General features: G+C 43.9%; 14 protein-coding genes. 10 read left to right on the top strand and 4 right to left on the bottom strand.

The genetic code is table 11. The features are described 5' to 3' along the window. Positions 1-84 precede the first annotated feature (84 nt). Positions 85-1215: a tRNA guanosine(34) transglycosylase Tgt gene (gene tgt / locus KYK27_RS11095; protein WP_199110065.1), complete on the bottom strand. Its 1131-nt coding sequence runs from the start codon at positions 1213-1215 to the stop codon at positions 85-87. A gap of 290 nt (positions 1216-1505) precedes the next feature. Here tgt and KYK27_RS11090 point away from each other — a divergent pair, with 290 nt between their 5' ends. From KYK27_RS11090 to rsmG, 4 genes are all read left to right on the top strand, one after another. After that, positions 1506-2609 (top strand): glycosyltransferase, encoded by a 1104-nt coding sequence (locus tag KYK27_RS11090; RefSeq protein WP_199110064.1) that lies wholly within the window; start codon positions 1506-1508, stop codon positions 2607-2609. Continuing rightward, the gene (locus tag KYK27_RS11085; RefSeq protein WP_162347085.1) at positions 2600-3208 is read left to right on the top strand and encodes an RNA polymerase sigma factor; all 609 of its coding nucleotides are present in this window, start codon (positions 2600-2602) and stop codon (positions 3206-3208) included. Before KYK27_RS11090 ends, KYK27_RS11085 begins: the two co-directional genes overlap by 10 nt. A gap of 229 nt (positions 3209-3437) precedes the next feature. After that, entirely contained in the window at positions 3438-3659 is a 222-nt protein-coding gene (locus tag KYK27_RS11080; RefSeq protein ID WP_199110063.1) for a hypothetical protein, read from the top strand. Positions 3660-3697: 38 nt separating this feature from the next. Further along, positions 3698-4336, top strand: a complete 639-nt coding sequence (gene rsmG / locus KYK27_RS11075) for a 16S rRNA (guanine(527)-N(7))-methyltransferase RsmG (RefSeq protein WP_199110062.1) — start codon at positions 3698-3700, stop codon at positions 4334-4336. Between the two features lie 794 nt (positions 4337-5130). Here rsmG and KYK27_RS11070 read toward each other — a convergent pair. Beyond that, the gene (locus KYK27_RS11070) at positions 5131-6096 is read right to left on the bottom strand and encodes a YheT family hydrolase (protein WP_199110061.1); all 966 of its coding nucleotides are present in this window, start codon (positions 6094-6096) and stop codon (positions 5131-5133) included. A 462-nt stretch (positions 6097-6558) separates the two neighbouring features. On the opposite strand from KYK27_RS11070, the gene KYK27_RS11065 reads away from it, so the two are divergent. Both KYK27_RS11065 and rpsT read left to right on the top strand, forming a co-directional pair. Next, complete coding sequence (locus KYK27_RS11065; protein ID WP_199110060.1) at positions 6559-7011, top strand: hypothetical protein; 453 nt, start codon at positions 6559-6561, stop codon at positions 7009-7011. A gap of 274 nt (positions 7012-7285) precedes the next feature. Continuing rightward, the gene (rpsT, locus tag KYK27_RS11060) at positions 7286-7543 is read left to right on the top strand and encodes a 30S ribosomal protein S20 (RefSeq protein WP_162347704.1); all 258 of its coding nucleotides are present in this window, start codon (positions 7286-7288) and stop codon (positions 7541-7543) included. Between the two features lie 283 nt (positions 7544-7826). Here the strand turns inward: rpsT and pyk are convergent, their stop codons facing one another. Both pyk and KYK27_RS11050 read right to left on the bottom strand, forming a co-directional pair. Further along, positions 7827-9254, bottom strand: coding sequence for a pyruvate kinase (gene pyk / locus KYK27_RS11055; protein WP_199110059.1), 1428 nt, complete (start codon positions 9252-9254; stop codon positions 7827-7829). A gap of 2 nt (positions 9255-9256) precedes the next feature. Continuing rightward, positions 9257-9685: an IPExxxVDY family protein gene (locus KYK27_RS11050; protein WP_199110058.1), complete on the bottom strand. Its 429-nt coding sequence runs from the start codon at positions 9683-9685 to the stop codon at positions 9257-9259. Positions 9686-9838: 153 nt separating this feature from the next. Here KYK27_RS11050 and KYK27_RS11045 point away from each other — a divergent pair, with 153 nt between their 5' ends. The 4 genes from KYK27_RS11045 (at position 9839) to nadE (ending at position 14264) form a co-directional block, all read left to right on the top strand. Next, the gene (locus tag KYK27_RS11045; protein WP_018477241.1) at positions 9839-10075 is read left to right on the top strand and encodes an acyl carrier protein; all 237 of its coding nucleotides are present in this window, start codon (positions 9839-9841) and stop codon (positions 10073-10075) included. Between the two features lie 57 nt (positions 10076-10132). After that, the gene (gene fabF / locus KYK27_RS11040) at positions 10133-11386 is read left to right on the top strand and encodes a beta-ketoacyl-ACP synthase II (RefSeq protein WP_199110057.1); all 1254 of its coding nucleotides are present in this window, start codon (positions 10133-10135) and stop codon (positions 11384-11386) included. Further along, the gene (rnc, locus tag KYK27_RS11035; protein ID WP_199110056.1) at positions 11386-12120 is read left to right on the top strand and encodes a ribonuclease III; all 735 of its coding nucleotides are present in this window, start codon (positions 11386-11388) and stop codon (positions 12118-12120) included. The genes fabF and rnc overlap by 1 nt, the downstream gene beginning before the upstream one ends. 257 nt (positions 12121-12377) lie before the next feature. Continuing rightward, the gene (nadE, locus tag KYK27_RS11030) at positions 12378-14264 is read left to right on the top strand and encodes an NAD(+) synthase (RefSeq protein WP_199110055.1); all 1887 of its coding nucleotides are present in this window, start codon (positions 12378-12380) and stop codon (positions 14262-14264) included. The last annotated feature ends 196 nt before the right edge of the window (positions 14265-14460 follow it).

The following is a 14460-nucleotide window of genomic DNA, read 5'->3' as shown; positions in this document are numbered from 1 at the left end:
TTAGAAAGTTGAAAAGTTATCGTGTAAACTCTACTCACACATCTTTAATTCACTTTTTAACTTTCTAACTTCCAAACTTTCTAACTATAAACGTGTCATTAATTTTTTAACCATTACGTCTTTCCAATCCCGGAAAGTGCCGTTTATAATTTGCTCGCGGGCCTGCTTTACCAACCATAAATAGAAGGTAAGGTTATGCACGCTGGCAATTTGCCCGCCCAGGTACTCGCTGCTGTGTACCAGGTGGCGTAAATAAGCCTTGGTGTAAAACGTACTTACATATCCGCCCAGTTCCGCATCAATCGGGCTATAGTCGTCGGCCCATTTTTTGTTACGAATATTAACAATGCCCTGCGTGGTAAACAGCATACCGTTACGTGCATTACGGGTTGGAAGCACGCAGTCAAACATATCTACGCCCAGCGCAATATTCTCTAAAATGTTAGCCGGTGTGCCTACGCCCATCAGGTAACGCGGCTTGTCTTTTGGAAGTATATCGCACACCACCTCGGTCATCTCGTACATCATCTCAGCCGGCTCACCTACTGATAAACCGCCAATGGCATTGCCTTCGCGACCAAAGCTGGCTATAGTTTCCGCTGACTTTACACGCAGATCTTTATAAGTGCTTCCCTGTACTATAGGGAACAGTGTTTGCGAATACCCATACTTTGGTTCGGTACTGTCGAAACGGTCTACACAGCGCTGCAACCAGCGGTGCGTACGCTCCATCGAGTTTTTAGCGTAAGTGTAATCGCAAGGGTAGGGCGTACACTCATCAAAAGCCATAATAATGTCAGCTCCGATAATGCGCTGCGTATCCATCACATTCTCAGGCGTAAAATCAAGGGAAGAGCCATCCAGATGTGATTTAAACTTAACGCCTTCTTCCTTTATCTTGCGTGTACCAGCTAACGAGAAAACCTGGTAGCCACCGCTATCGGTAAGTATTGGTCGGTCCCAGCCGTTAAATTTATGTAAGCCACCTGCCTGCTCCAGCACGTTTAAGCCCGGGCGCAGGTATAAATGGTATGTATTGCCAAGAATAATTTCAGCTTTTATGTCTTCTTTCAACTCGCGCTGATGTACGGCTTTTACAGTGCCCGCCGTACCAACGGGCATAAAAATAGGTGTTTCAATGGCACCGTGGTCGGTTTGCACCACACCTGCACGCGCCTTTGATTGTTTATCTGTTGCTACTAACGAAAATTGCATATTGTACCTGAATGATCCTTTTTTGAAGGAACGCCCGCCGGTTATAGTTGCTCACCAGCAGATTATTGTGTTTTACAGAAATAAGGCGCAAAGATACGAATAGGAGCAGTACAATCCTTAAAGATTTATTAATTACAAACAGCATTCGGAAATGCCCGCAGAATAGCTATTTTTGAGATATAATTGTAAAATGGCTTATAGTTGTGCGCAGGCAATGGCAACAGAAGTAAGACAATTTTATTTATTGTACATTAAACGATCAGGAAATCTGAAATAAACATTTACTTACCTTGATTCCAATTATACTTTTAGCGCTGCTTAGCATTTGTGTGCTGGTGCAGTTATATTTTGCCTTCGTTTACTTTTTCCCGCTTAGCCGCCACCAGGACCCTGCCATAACGCAGCATGTTCCGGTATCGGTTATAGTTGCCGCACATAACGAGCAGGACAACTTATTCGAGTTACTTCCTATGCTGCTCGATCAGGAGTACCCTGAATTTGAAATACTGGTGGTAAACGATCGATCCGATGATGATACCGAATTTTACCTGTACGAACTGGAAAAGCAGTTCCCGAATTTTAAGGTAGTAACCGTAAAAAAGACCCCGGAATATCTTAATTCAAAAAAATATGCGCTTGCCTTAGGCATTAGGGCCGCTAAGTATGAGCACATGCTTTTCACAGACGCTGACTGCCGTCCATATAGTACTAAATGGATAGAGAAGATGCAAAGTGGCTATGTAACGGGTGCTGATTTGGTACTTGGCTACTCTCCGTATGCACAATTAAAAGGATTTTTGAATCATCTTATCAGATATGAAACATTACTGACCGCAATCCAGTATTTGTCTCAGGCAAACAAGGGACACGCGTATATGGGGGTAGGTAGAAACTTATCTTATACAAAAACGTGTTTCTTTAGGAACAAAGGGTTTGCCTCTCATATCAAAACAACTGGCGGCGACGATGACCTATTTGTTAGAGATGCCGTCAACAATAGCAAAGTAAATATTGTTATAGACAAAGAGGCTCAGACCTGTAGTATTCCCAAAAAGACGTTTCGGGAATGGACCACTCAGAAAAGAAGGCATTTGTCTGCAGGAAAGCAATACAAAGCAAATGATAAAAGAAAAATTGGCGCATTCGTAATCTCTAACATCTTTTTTTACGTATTAGCTATCATTCTTCTTGTCATAAATAGTCATTTAGCTATATTAGCCGCTATAGTCGGTTTGCGGCACATAGTTATGTTCTCCGCGTATGCATCAGTAGCTCGCAGACTAAACGACAAGCTCTCCTTGTTTTTATTGCCGGTACTCGATATCGTGTACTTTTTTAATTACCTGTTCCTTGGTATATCTGTACTATTGTATAAACGAATCAGATGGAAGTAAATAAACAATTCTCAGCGAAAGCTAAACACGATTTCAAGCTGATACAGGCCGCCGTTGAAGACAACGACGAGAAAGCGTATGCTGAGCTGATGAGTATCTATAAAAAGCCGGTGTACCACGTGGTACTCAAAATGGTGCGTAACGCCGACGACGCCGAAGATCTGACGATTGAGGCTTTTGCCAAGGCATTCAGAAACCTGCACAAGTTTAACCCGGAGTATGCTTTCAGTACCTGGCTGTTCCGCATCGCGACAAACAACTGCATCGACTTTATCCGTAAGAACAGGATCAAGACCATGAGCATCGACTCAGCCATTAAAATTGATAACGGCGACGAGATAACCATAGACTTTAAAGACAAGAACCTGAACCCACAGGAAGAAGCGATCAAAAATCAGAAGATTGAGATCATGCAGTACGTGGTGGCCAAGTTGCCAGAGAAATACCAGCGCCTGGTAACACTGCGTTACTTTAACGAGCTGAGCTACGAAGAAATAGCCACTGAGCTAAACGCCCCGCTTGGTACCGTAAAAGCGCAACTGCACCGCGCCCGCGAGTTGCTCTATGACATGGTGAAAAACAAAAAACACCTTATTTAATTGTTAAATGGTTGAATTGTTTGATTGTTGATTTTAACCAATTAACAATGCAGCCATCAGACCATTGAATTATAAAATATTGATTACGTTAAAAGCCCCGGTTGCCTTAGTGCAGCAGGGGCTTTATACTTTTAGTGCTGATACCGTACTTATTTTATATTTTTGCAGCGCTTCCGGGCTCCGGTTTCTGAGTACAGAAGCTTTACATTATTGGTAGTGAACTATAGCAATGCGCCATTCCTTAACAGATGCTTTACTTTCGCAAACAGGTAAATTTTACCTGCAATTGCGTTTTCGTAACAAAGCAAAAATAGCGCACGAACTAACTATAAAGTACGAGGGCCAGTACCGCAACGTCGGCCTTATGCTGTTGTTCGATGTATTTATGGCACTGGCCGTAGTAGTTATAGTTGGGCTGGTGGCTATTATGCTTTACTATACCACCAACTAACTCTTAAACTCTCAACTTTTAACTTTCTATCTATACATATGCCTCATTCTACTGCTATCCGCACCTTACTATCCGGTTACTTTCCAGAGCTTACTGAAGACCAGCTACAGAAGTATGAGCGCATGGGCGAACTATATGAGGAGTGGAACCAGAAGATAAATGTGATCTCGCGCAAAGACATGGACCAGATCGGGGTGCACCATATTCTGCATTCACTGGGTATAGCCAAAGTGGTTCAGTTTCCGGCGCAAACGACGGTGCTGGATGTAGGTACAGGAGGTGGTTTGCCGGGCTTGCCACTAGCTATTATGTTCCCGGATGTGAAATTCCACTTGGTTGATTCGATAGGCAAAAAGATACACGTGGTGCAGGAAATTGCCCGTGAGCTGCATTTGCAGAATATTACTGCCGAGCATGTAAGAGCCGAGCAGGTACACGCCAAGTTTGATTTTGTAGTTAGCCGTGCCGTTACCCGTTTAGCTAATTTCTGGCCATGGGTCATGAACAGTTTTAAGAAAACCGGCTCGCCTATTGAAGGCCTGTACTATTTAAAAGGCGGCGACCTGGAAGAAGAGATTGCAGAATCGGGTTTAATAACCAAGCAATTTAACCTCAGCGATTACTTTACAGAAGAGTTCTTCGAAACGAAGAAGGTGGTGTATGTACCGTTGAAGTAGATTTTACTGCCTTTGGTGTAGCTTAAATTATAATTCTATAGTTGGCGTAATTTACCCATTTCCGCTGGCGCGGGTTTGTAACCCGTGTCTTACTATGGTGTTGAGTTTGTAACTCAACTGGCCCGAGAGGGACATGGTTTGTCTGAATCAGGATTTACAGGATTAAAGGATTTTCAGGATTGGGGCTTATGCTATAGTTGGAGTTAATGTTCTATAGTTGCCGTAGTCCAACCGCCCTAACCCCTCAGAGCTACGCTCGTTACCTTCAAAATCGCTTCTCAGTAGTCTAAGGCGGGAGCTCTGTTGGCTACTTCTCCCTCTGTCATCCTGAAAGGATCTTGGTAGAAATAAGGCCTTAGCTATAATTAGAGGTATTATTCTATAGTTACGGTTTCAACCCACCCCTGCCCCTCCCGAGAGGGGAATTTCTGCTATAGTTATAGTTTAGGTTACAGTTCTATAGTTAGCTTATTAACACCCCTATAGTCCCCTCAAGGGGACAATTCTGTCTTTACCAATTTCTAAACTATAGTTCTATAGTTGCCGTCAATGAGCGTGACGGATTTACCTGTGCCTGCAGAGCCGCACAGTATATGTAGAGACGCAATACTTTGCATCTTTTTCAAGTTGGTATGATCGCTAACTATAGGGCTATTAAGATTTCCGGATAAAAATTGGGATGACAAGAGGGGAACGATAGCTCTCAGATTCCTCCTGCCGCAGAAATGACAGAAGAGACGTTCTGAAAAGAATGAGAACTTTCAACTTAAGTGAAAAACACTAAGGCTGTTATACTATAAACAGCATCTTGCATCATCTAATAAAAACTTCACAGCTCTCGCTTCAGAATAATAAATGTCTTTTCTGAAATCTTTGGCGAAGCCTACGTGTCCTCCGGTTTCGGGTACTTCAAAATAAAAGTAAGGGTTGGCTTTCGCCTCTTCAAATGGGTAACAGTCTGCACTCAAAAACGGATCGTTCTTGGCATTTACCAGCAAGGTAGGCTGTTTTATGTTTTTTAAAAATTGCTTGGAGCTTACGCGGGCATAATAATCATCGGCATTTTTAAAGCCATGCAGCGGCGCAGTATACCGGTTGTCGAACTCCGGAAAAGACCAGAAAATACTATAATCGGTTAAGTCGACCTCGTCGGGGAATAGTTGGCGTTTCTGCTCCAGCTTTGCTCCTAAGGTTTTCAGAAACCGCTGCGTGTAAACCTTTGAAATTGTTTGGGCAGAAGCCTTTAAATCTACAGGAACAGAAAATACCACAGCGCGCTTAACTTCAGCCGGAACCTGGGCGGGGTCTTCTCCCAGGTACTTCAATGTAATGTTACCTCCGGCACTAAAACCGATCAGGTGTATGGTGTTATAGTTGCCAGAATTAAGAGCATGTTCTATCACAAACTGCAGGTCGTCGGATGCGCCAAGGTGGTAGGAGCGAAGCAGTTTGTTGGGCTCGCCACTGCAACTACGGTAGTTCCAGGCAAGTGCGTCTAGGCCACGTTCGTTAAATACCCGCACCATCCCCAGTATATAAGGTCTGCTGCTGTCTCCTTCCAGCCCATGCGACAGCACAACCAAGCTATCAGAACCAACCTGCGACCAGTCTACATCAATAAAATCAAGGTCAGGCGTAGCAATGCGTTCACGCGTGTACGTGATGCCTTCTACTTGCCTGAACAAACTAGGGATTATGGTTTGCAGGTGCCCGTTAAAAAGGTAGAAAGGTGCTTTGTAGGTAGAAGATAAAATAGGCATAGCGGTAAAATTAAGGGAAGTACACTATAATATAGTATACGAGTTCTGGCGGATTGTTATGCTTGCATCACATCGCAAATTTAGATCTTTTTTATAGTTTGATGAAGCGCTGCAGACAATGTATGTGTGGTGTTATATAGAACAACAAATAAGGCTCTGAAGTTTATAAAAATTGAAGAGATGATGCATTAAAGTGATACCCAGTAGCAGTTGAAAGTAGAGCCATAGTTAGAAGCAAGTAGCCTGCTGCAAATGCGGCAAGCATATGATTCCAGTTCCTGAACGCTGATGGGTAGGAGGCCGTTATTCAATAATGGTTTTGGCCAGGAGAACTGTGTGAAATGTATCAGAACGGATAAGTACAAAAACGATCTGAGACAGCGTTTTCGTTACAAATCTCTTCTATTATATATCAATATCTGTTTTATTACGTACAACACCTCATAATCAAAAAACACGACTATGAAAATTGTATCGAAATTCAGAACTATAGGATTTGCATTAGCTATTGGTTTATTCACATTTGCCTGTAGCCCGGACACCCAGAATGAAACAAATGCTGAGGTGGATGAGGCACAAACAGAACTTAGCGAAGAGAACGCTGAAGCAAATGCTGAGCTGAACGATGCCGGTGCTGAGGCGAATCAGGAATATGACGAGTTCTCAGGTTGGGTAAAAACCAATACCGGAAAAGCTGAAACTGTAACAGCAGACGAGTATCGTGAAATGCGTTCGGAATATAACCGTAAAGAAGCTGAATTTGAAGCAGAATCGTCTACATGGAATGATGAAACCCGCCGTGAGTGGGAAGAAACCAAAGCCGACTGGAACGAGTTTGAAAATAAAGTTCAGAAGCGTTTAGGTAAGATAGACGACATTGATGTAGATGTTAATGTAAAGCGTGATAAAAACTAATTGTAATTAGTTATAGAAGCAAAAAGCCGCTGCAGCCTATGGTTGCAGCGGCTTTTGTTTTAAACTACCTGATGGTTTTTATGGATATTACAGAATATAAGCGAAGATAATATTGCAGGATTAGCATCAGAAACATTACCTTTGCAAAGATTTGAAGAAAGAGGCCCTGTAAAATATTTTATCAGGAGCTATTTTTGGAAATTACCGGCAAAGCTTTTACCTTTGCAAACTCATTACAAGATACGGAACAATATATTTAACAGTATAAAATAACATGGCTAACCATAAGTCGGCATTAAAGAGAATCAGAGCGAATAACGCTAAACGTCTTCGTAACAGATATCAGGCGAAAACTACTCGTACTTTTATCAAGAAATTGAAAAACACGACTGAGCATGCCGAAGCGCAAGAGCTGTACAAAACAGTTTCTTCAATGATTGACCGTCTGGCTAAGAAAAACATCATCCACAAAAACAAAGCAGCTCACAACAAGTCTAAACTGGCTAAGTTTGTGAACACACTGGCAGCTTAATTTTTGTCGGAACTATAGTATCAGAAGCCTTGTGCATGCGCGCAAGGCTTTTTGTGTTTGTAATAAACTATAATCAATAAGTAGATCGGTAAACTATAGCATCAGGAAGCCATAAGGTTAAATCTATAGTTACCTGATTTACAACTATAGTTTGTAGTCAGGCTATGGTTGTGTAGTTGCGGATCAGTTAGAAACTACCAACTCACTTAACTACCGTGAAATTAGAAGGTATAAAAAAGCGCCGGCAAAATCAATTGCCGGCGCTTTTTTATAGTTGCTGACCTTATGCTATGCTCAGCTTAATCATGTTGGTTCGCTTCTGTTCGTTAATCGGCATACTGGCTGTATTAATAAACACATCGCCTTTCTCAATATGACCGGTCTCTAAGAGCGTTTCTTTGATATCAGCTATCGTGGCATCCGTAGACTCAAACTTGTCGTAGTAGAAGCCCCTAACACCCCAAACAAGATTTAAGGTATTTAGCAGTCTGTGGTTCTCCGTGAAAATAAAGATATCTGACTTAGGTCTGTACTTCGCCAACTGGAAAGCTGTGTACCCTGATTTGGTCATACCTATAATAGCACGTGCATTTGTGTCGCGGGCAAGGTTACAGGCATTGGCTACCAGGCTATCGTTGCAGAAGTGCGGAGAGTGCGGGTTAAGCACATAGTTCTTGTTAAAGATATCGGCGTGCGTTTCTACAGTCCGGATAGTAAGGGCCATGCTTCGGATAGTCTCAATAGGGTAAGCACCTACAGCAGTCTCGGCACTTAACATCAGGCAGTCGGCTCCGTCTATCACGGCGTTGGCAATATCGTTGGTCTCGGCACGTGTAGGGCGCGGATTCACGATCATGCTTTCCATCATCTGCGTAGCAATAATAACTGGTCTGGCAGCACGGTTACTTTTCTCTACTACCATCTTCTGGATCATAGGAACCTGCTCCATGCCAACTTCAACCCCAAGGTCGCCACGGGCTACCATGATGGCGTCAGTTGCCTCAATTATCTCATCAATGTTTTTGATGGCTTCCGGCTTTTCTATTTTGGCAATAACGCGGGTGTCTTTGCCACGCTCTTCAATAATACGCTTTATCTCGTGTATATCTTTTACAGATCTCACAAAAGAAAGGGCTACCCATTCAATATCATTATCAAGACCAAAATGCAGGTCGCGTAAATCTTTTTCGGTAAGGGAAGGGGCAGATACGCTGGTATCAGGCAGGTTAATGCCTTTACGGGGTTTAACCACGCCGCCATAAATTACTTCGCAACGTACTTCCAGGTTGCCATCGGTATGTAATACTTTCAGCTCCAGCTTACCATCGTCTAATAAGATGGCATCGCCTGCTTTAACGTCTTTAGCCAGCTGGGTATAGTTGGTGGCCAGGTGGTCTGTTGTGCTTACGGAACCGTCGCAACGCAGAATAACCTCCTGTCCCTGCTTTATCTCAACACCACCGTTCTCTACTTCCCCGATTCTGATCTTAGGTCCCTGAAGGTCCTGTACCAGGCAGACGGTTGTATTAAACTGGCGGTTGATCTCACGCACATGTTTGATAACTTCTAAATGTTCTGAATGCTCTCCATGTGAAAAGTTCAGCCTGAAAGCATCTACACCTTCTTGCACCAGCGCCAATAAGCGCTCAAACGTGTTGGAAGCAGGACCAACGGTAGCAAGTACTTTAGTTTTGTTAAACGTAATATTCATATTTAAAAAATCAGATTCTCTTTAAACTTAAGTGATACCGGGTCGAATTGTTTTACATACTCTACCAACGGTATCAGTAATAGTGTGTTTAACAGGCTTTGTGCGTATCGTTTCGGCATCGACCCCGTTATTTGCAGCACATAATCATATTCCTTTATATCTGGCAGGAGGTATGGCTTGCGCAGCGTGCTTGTGCCTAAGGCTTTATTGCGCAACAACCGGATAACACTATGCTCAGTAACGAATTCATAGTTAGAGATCAGAAGTTGTTCGCGACCCGGTAAAGTAAAACATAAATCTTTTTGCCTGGTCAGGCGCATCTCAAAAAGTTTGTTCAGCCACCATGCCATGGTATAGTCTTTCCCCGACGAAACTAACCCATAGAGGTCAAAATCGTATTCGTATTCATTATCGAGGTAAAAAGTTTTCATGTAATTACTTTGGCGCCTCAATTTAAGAATGAACTTTGTAAATCGGCAGTCAGACGTCAAATCTTTTGAAATAACACGAATAGAGTAATTTTTTTTGACATTGTCTGTCTATTTATATTTCTTTGCACAGTGTTTTAATAAACTATAAGAAAAATGTCAGAAATCGCAGAAAAAGTAAAAGCTATCATTATCGATAAGCTTGGCGTGGAAGAGTCAGAGGTTACTCCTGAGGCTAGCTTCACAAATGACCTTGGCGCAGACTCATTGGATACAGTAGAACTTATCATGGAATTCGAGAAAGAGTTCAACGTATCTATTCCAGATGATCAGGCAGAGAACATTGCCACTGTAGGTCAGGCTGTAAGCTACCTGGAAGAGCACGCTAAATAATACCTTCTGTTTTTATTATAAGAATTTTTTATACTATCTATCCTCTGGTAACAGCTTATGGAGCTTAAGAGAGTTGTAGTTACTGGGTTAGGCGCACTCACGCCACTTGGTAGTACTGTCGCAGAATACTGGGATGGCCTTACTAATGGCGTGAGTGGCGCTGCGCCTATCACACGCTTCGACGCGAGTAAGTTTAAAACACAGTTCGCCTGTGAAATAAAGGGATACGATCCTGAAAAATACTTTGATCGTAAGGAAGCCCGCAAAATGGACTTGTTTACGCAGTTTGCGCTTGTAGTAGCCGAAGAGGCCGTACAAGACGCAAACCTAACAGAAGGCAACTATGATCCTGACAGGGTTGGTGTGATCTGGGGTTCCGGAATTGGCGGTCTTCGCACGTTCCAGGAAGAATGCGTTAACTTCGCTCATGGCGATGGTACTCCGCGTTTCAACCCGTTCTTCATACCAAAAATGATCGCTGACATCAGCGCAGGTCAAATTTCTATAAAGTACGGCTTCCGTGGGCCAAACTTTGTTACTGTTTCAGCCTGTGCTTCTGCTACCAATGCCATTCTCGATGCTTTCAACTATATCCGTCTGGGTATTGCTGATGTTATCGTATCAGGTGGTTCGGAAGCAGCGGTTACAGAAGCTGGGATTGGTGGTTTCAATGCCCTGAAAGCCCTTTCAGAGCGCAACGATTCCCCTGAAACTGCATCCCGCCCGTTTGATAAGGACCGTGACGGATTTGTGTTAGGCGAAGGCGCCGGTGCACTTATACTGGAAGAGTATGAGCACGCCAAAGCCCGCGGAGCAAAGATCTATGCGGAAATATTAGGTGGCGGTATGTCTGCGGATGCGTATCACATTACAGCACCACACCCGGAAGGGCTTGGCGCACTAAATGTAATGAAGAATGCATTACGCGATGCACACATCAAACCTGAAGAGGTAGACTACATCAACGTACATGGTACATCTACACCGCTCGGCGACGTTAGCGAAGCCAAAGCGATAGAAACTGTGTTCGGAGATCATGCCTACGAGCTGAACATCAGCTCTACCAAATCCATGACGGGCCACTTATTAGGTGCTGCCGGTGCTATAGAGGCTATTGCTTCTATACTGGCCATCAAAAATGGCGTGGTTCCGCCAACCATCAACCACTTTACCGACGATGAAAGCTTTAATCCGAAGTTGAACTTTACGTTTAACAAGGCCCAGAAGCGCGAGGTAAAAGTAGCGTTGAGCAACACATTTGGATTTGGTGGTCATAACACATCTGTAATTTTCAGACAACTGAACGATTAGTGTTTGGACCTATTAAACCGGTTAGGCGCTTTTACCAGAGAGTTTTTACCAAAGACAGAGATCTAGTACGCGCTATTGCCGGTATTATTGGAAATACACCCGATAATATCAGGCTGTATAAACTTGCACTTACCCATACGTCGTTTGCGCGCCAGGCTGCCAGCAGCAAGCACGATACAAACGAACGACTGGAGTTTTTGGGAGATGCCGTATTAGGGGCTGTAGTTGCCGAATTACTTTTCAGGAAGTTTCCGTACGAAGACGAAGGTTTTCTGACCGAGATACGCTCGCGCATTGTTAACCGCGAGTCGCTGAACCATATTGCCTTAAAAATAGGGCTTAACCTGCTCGTAAAAGTAGAGGCGGGGTCTAACAGGCACAAGTCTGTGAACGGTAATGCCCTGGAGGCACTTGTAGGTGCCATTTACCTGGATAAAGGGTATAATATGACGCGGCAGTTCATTTTGGGGAAACTCATAAAGCCACACATAGACCTGCACCAACTCGTAAATACCACGGCTAACTTTAAAAGTAAACTGATCGAATGGGCGCAAAGCCAGAACATGGAGATCCGTTTCGAGAACATCAAGAAAAAGCAGCAGGGTAACACGACAGAATTTACCACCGAAGTTTACATTGGCGATAAACCCGTTGCCACAGGTATAGGCCTATCCAAAAAGAAAGCCGATCAGGCTGCCGCTGAAAAATCGCTGGAGCTGCTCAAGATCAGTTAATAACTACAACTATTAATTGTGGGTTTAGCCAAACTATAGTTTGATTTCAGTGCTTACGTTTGGTTTAGCGTCCTACCTTTCTATTTTTTATTCTTATCCCTTCTAAGTTTACCGGAGTGGCTTGCAAAAGAATTTGTGAGTAACTATAGCTCTATGTCCGCACCATAGGCCGGGAATTTATCTGCCCTGTAAATTGGTAATATAGCAATTCGACAATTACTATTAACTTGCCCCGTTTACTTGCGTTATATATCCCTATGAAAGAAACCCGACTCACGCTGGCAGGCGCTGCGCTTAACCAAACTCCCCTGGATTGGGACAACAACCTGCAGAATATTAAAGATGCCATTACTGAGGCAATTACCCACAACGTTGATATTTTACTGTTACCTGAGCTTTGCATTACAGGCTATGGTTGCGAAGATCTTTTCCTGAGTCCGTGGCTTGGGGAAGAGGCATTTCAGAAACTGTTGCAGGTAAAAGAATGGTGCACGGATATTACGGTGTGCGTCGGCGTGCATATCTGGATCGGGACACAAGTTTATAACACTGCTTGCGTCATCAAGAACAAAGAAATTATAGGCTTTACAGCCAAGCAGTTTTTGGCTAAGGATGGTATACACTATGAGCCGCGCTGGTTTACAGAGTGGCCAGCTAACCAGGTAGGGGAGTTTGAGCTATTTGGTCAGAAATATAAAATTGGGGATCTTATTTATGAAGAGAAGGGAGTAAAATATGCTTTTGAGATATGCGAAGATGCCTGGAGACCAAACCGCCCGGCAGAGCGCCATATGGCAAAAGGCGTACAGCTTATTCTTAACCCAAGCGCAAGCCATTTTGCCCTAAGTAAAACCGACTTGCGGTACAGGTTGGTTGTAGACGCTTCTAAAAAATACCAGTGCACTTACCTATATGCCAACCTGCTGGGCAACGAAGCCGGTAAAGTAATTTACGATGGGGAGGTACTTATTGCGCAGAATGGCCACCTGATAAAACGCAACGAGCTGCTTTGCTTTAAGAACGTGGATATGGAAGTGGCTGAAGTGTGTTTTGGCGACAACCCAACTATAGCTGAAACGATAACTTACCTGCCTCCTATAGATGAAAACAAAGAGGTGATGGCTGCCCTAAGCCTTGGCTTGTTTGATTATATGCGAAAGAGTCATAGCCGCGGGTTTGTATTATCGCTGAGTGGCGGTGCTGACTCATCGTTATGTGCGGTGGCTGTGGCCGAGATGGTTCGGCGCGGAATAGAAAGTTTGGGTGCATTAGCTTTTGTAGCTAAAACGCAGCTGTTCCCACTAAAAGATGTGGCTTATTTCGATACCCTTTCTGAGAGCCAGGTTGGTCGTGAATTGGTCGGCCGTTTATTGACCTGTGCTTACCAGGGAACGGTAAATTCGTCTGATGATACATATAATTCGGCAAAAGAACTGGCTGCAAGTATAGGTGCTGTTTTTTATAGCTGGACGATTGATGAGCAGGTAAAAGGCTATACCTCGATAATTGAAGGTGCCCTGGACCGACCGCTTACCTGGGCTGAAGATGATGTAACATTGCAGAACATACAGGCCCGTGTGCGCGCGCCGTCTATCTGGATGCTGGCTAACATCAAGGGCGCGTTGTTACTGGCTACGTCTAACCGAAGCGAAGCAGCTGTTGGTTATGCCACTATGGATGGCGACACTGCAGGCAGTATTTCCCCTATTGCAGGTATAGATAAATCGTTTGTCAGACAGTTACTGGTATGGTGCCAGACAGAACTTGGCTACGAGGGATTACAATATGTAAATAACCTGCAGCCTTCAGCAGAATTACGCCCAGCTAAAGAAGCACAGACCGACGAAAAGGACCTGATGCCATATGATGTACTGAACCAGATAGAGCGACTTGCGTTTTATGATCGTTTCGCTCCGCAGGAAGTGTATGATAAGTTGCTGGAAGCTGGCGTTGCCGATGGCGAAACTATAAAAGGCTGGCTTACCAAGTTCTATAGTTTATGGAGCCGCAACCAATGGAAGCGTGAACGTTATGCTCCGTCCTTCCACCTTGATGACTATAGCCTGGACCCCCGCAGTTGGCTCCGTTTCCCGATACTTAGTGGTGGTTTCAGGGAAGAGTTGAGGCAACTCGGAGAAAAATAAGCACCCTATAAAAGGCTCCTGTTTACAGGAACCTTTTATAGTTATTGTAGAACACACTTAGGCTGGCGCAAGTCTCCGGACCCGTGACTTGCTGTAATGTTGAGTCTCCTGGCTCAACTGACCCGGCAGGGACAAAAGATTGGAGCGGGAGTTATAAAGACCTAGCAGTGTGCGCAGCTCCTGCTAGTGTCTAGTC

It is taken from the genome of Pontibacter populi (assembly GCF_019336435.1).
Lineage (GTDB): Bacteria > Bacteroidota > Bacteroidia > Cytophagales > Hymenobacteraceae > Pontibacter > Pontibacter humidus.
The sequence above is the reverse complement of the archived record's forward strand: the minus strand, read 5'-3'. Positions and strand labels throughout refer to the sequence as shown.

Coding starts and splice junctions, on each gene's coding strand:
- KYK27_RS11070 (WP_199110061.1), bottom strand. CDS start 6,096: ATGCCTATTTTATCTTCTACCTACAAAGCACCTTTCTACCTTTTTAAC.
- fabF (WP_199110057.1), top strand. CDS start 10,133: ATGGAGCTTAAGAGAGTTGTAGTTACTGGGTTAGGCGCACTCACGCCA.
- KYK27_RS11050 (WP_199110058.1), bottom strand. CDS start 9,685: ATGAAAACTTTTTACCTCGATAATGAATACGAATACGATTTTGACCTC.
- KYK27_RS11045 (WP_018477241.1), top strand. CDS start 9,839: ATGTCAGAAATCGCAGAAAAAGTAAAAGCTATCATTATCGATAAGCTT.
- KYK27_RS11085 (WP_162347085.1), top strand. CDS start 2,600: ATGGAAGTAAATAAACAATTCTCAGCGAAAGCTAAACACGATTTCAAG.
- rpsT (WP_162347704.1), top strand. CDS start 7,286: ATGGCTAACCATAAGTCGGCATTAAAGAGAATCAGAGCGAATAACGCT.
- KYK27_RS11080 (WP_199110063.1), top strand. CDS start 3,438: ATGCGCCATTCCTTAACAGATGCTTTACTTTCGCAAACAGGTAAATTT.
- pyk (WP_199110059.1), bottom strand. CDS start 9,254: ATGAATATTACGTTTAACAAAACTAAAGTACTTGCTACCGTTGGTCCT.
- tgt (WP_199110065.1), bottom strand. CDS start 1,215: ATGCAATTTTCGTTAGTAGCAACAGATAAACAATCAAAGGCGCGTGCA.
- KYK27_RS11065 (WP_199110060.1), top strand. CDS start 6,559: ATGAAAATTGTATCGAAATTCAGAACTATAGGATTTGCATTAGCTATT.
- nadE (WP_199110055.1), top strand. CDS start 12,378: ATGAAAGAAACCCGACTCACGCTGGCAGGCGCTGCGCTTAACCAAACT.
- rsmG (WP_199110062.1), top strand. CDS start 3,698: ATGCCTCATTCTACTGCTATCCGCACCTTACTATCCGGTTACTTTCCA.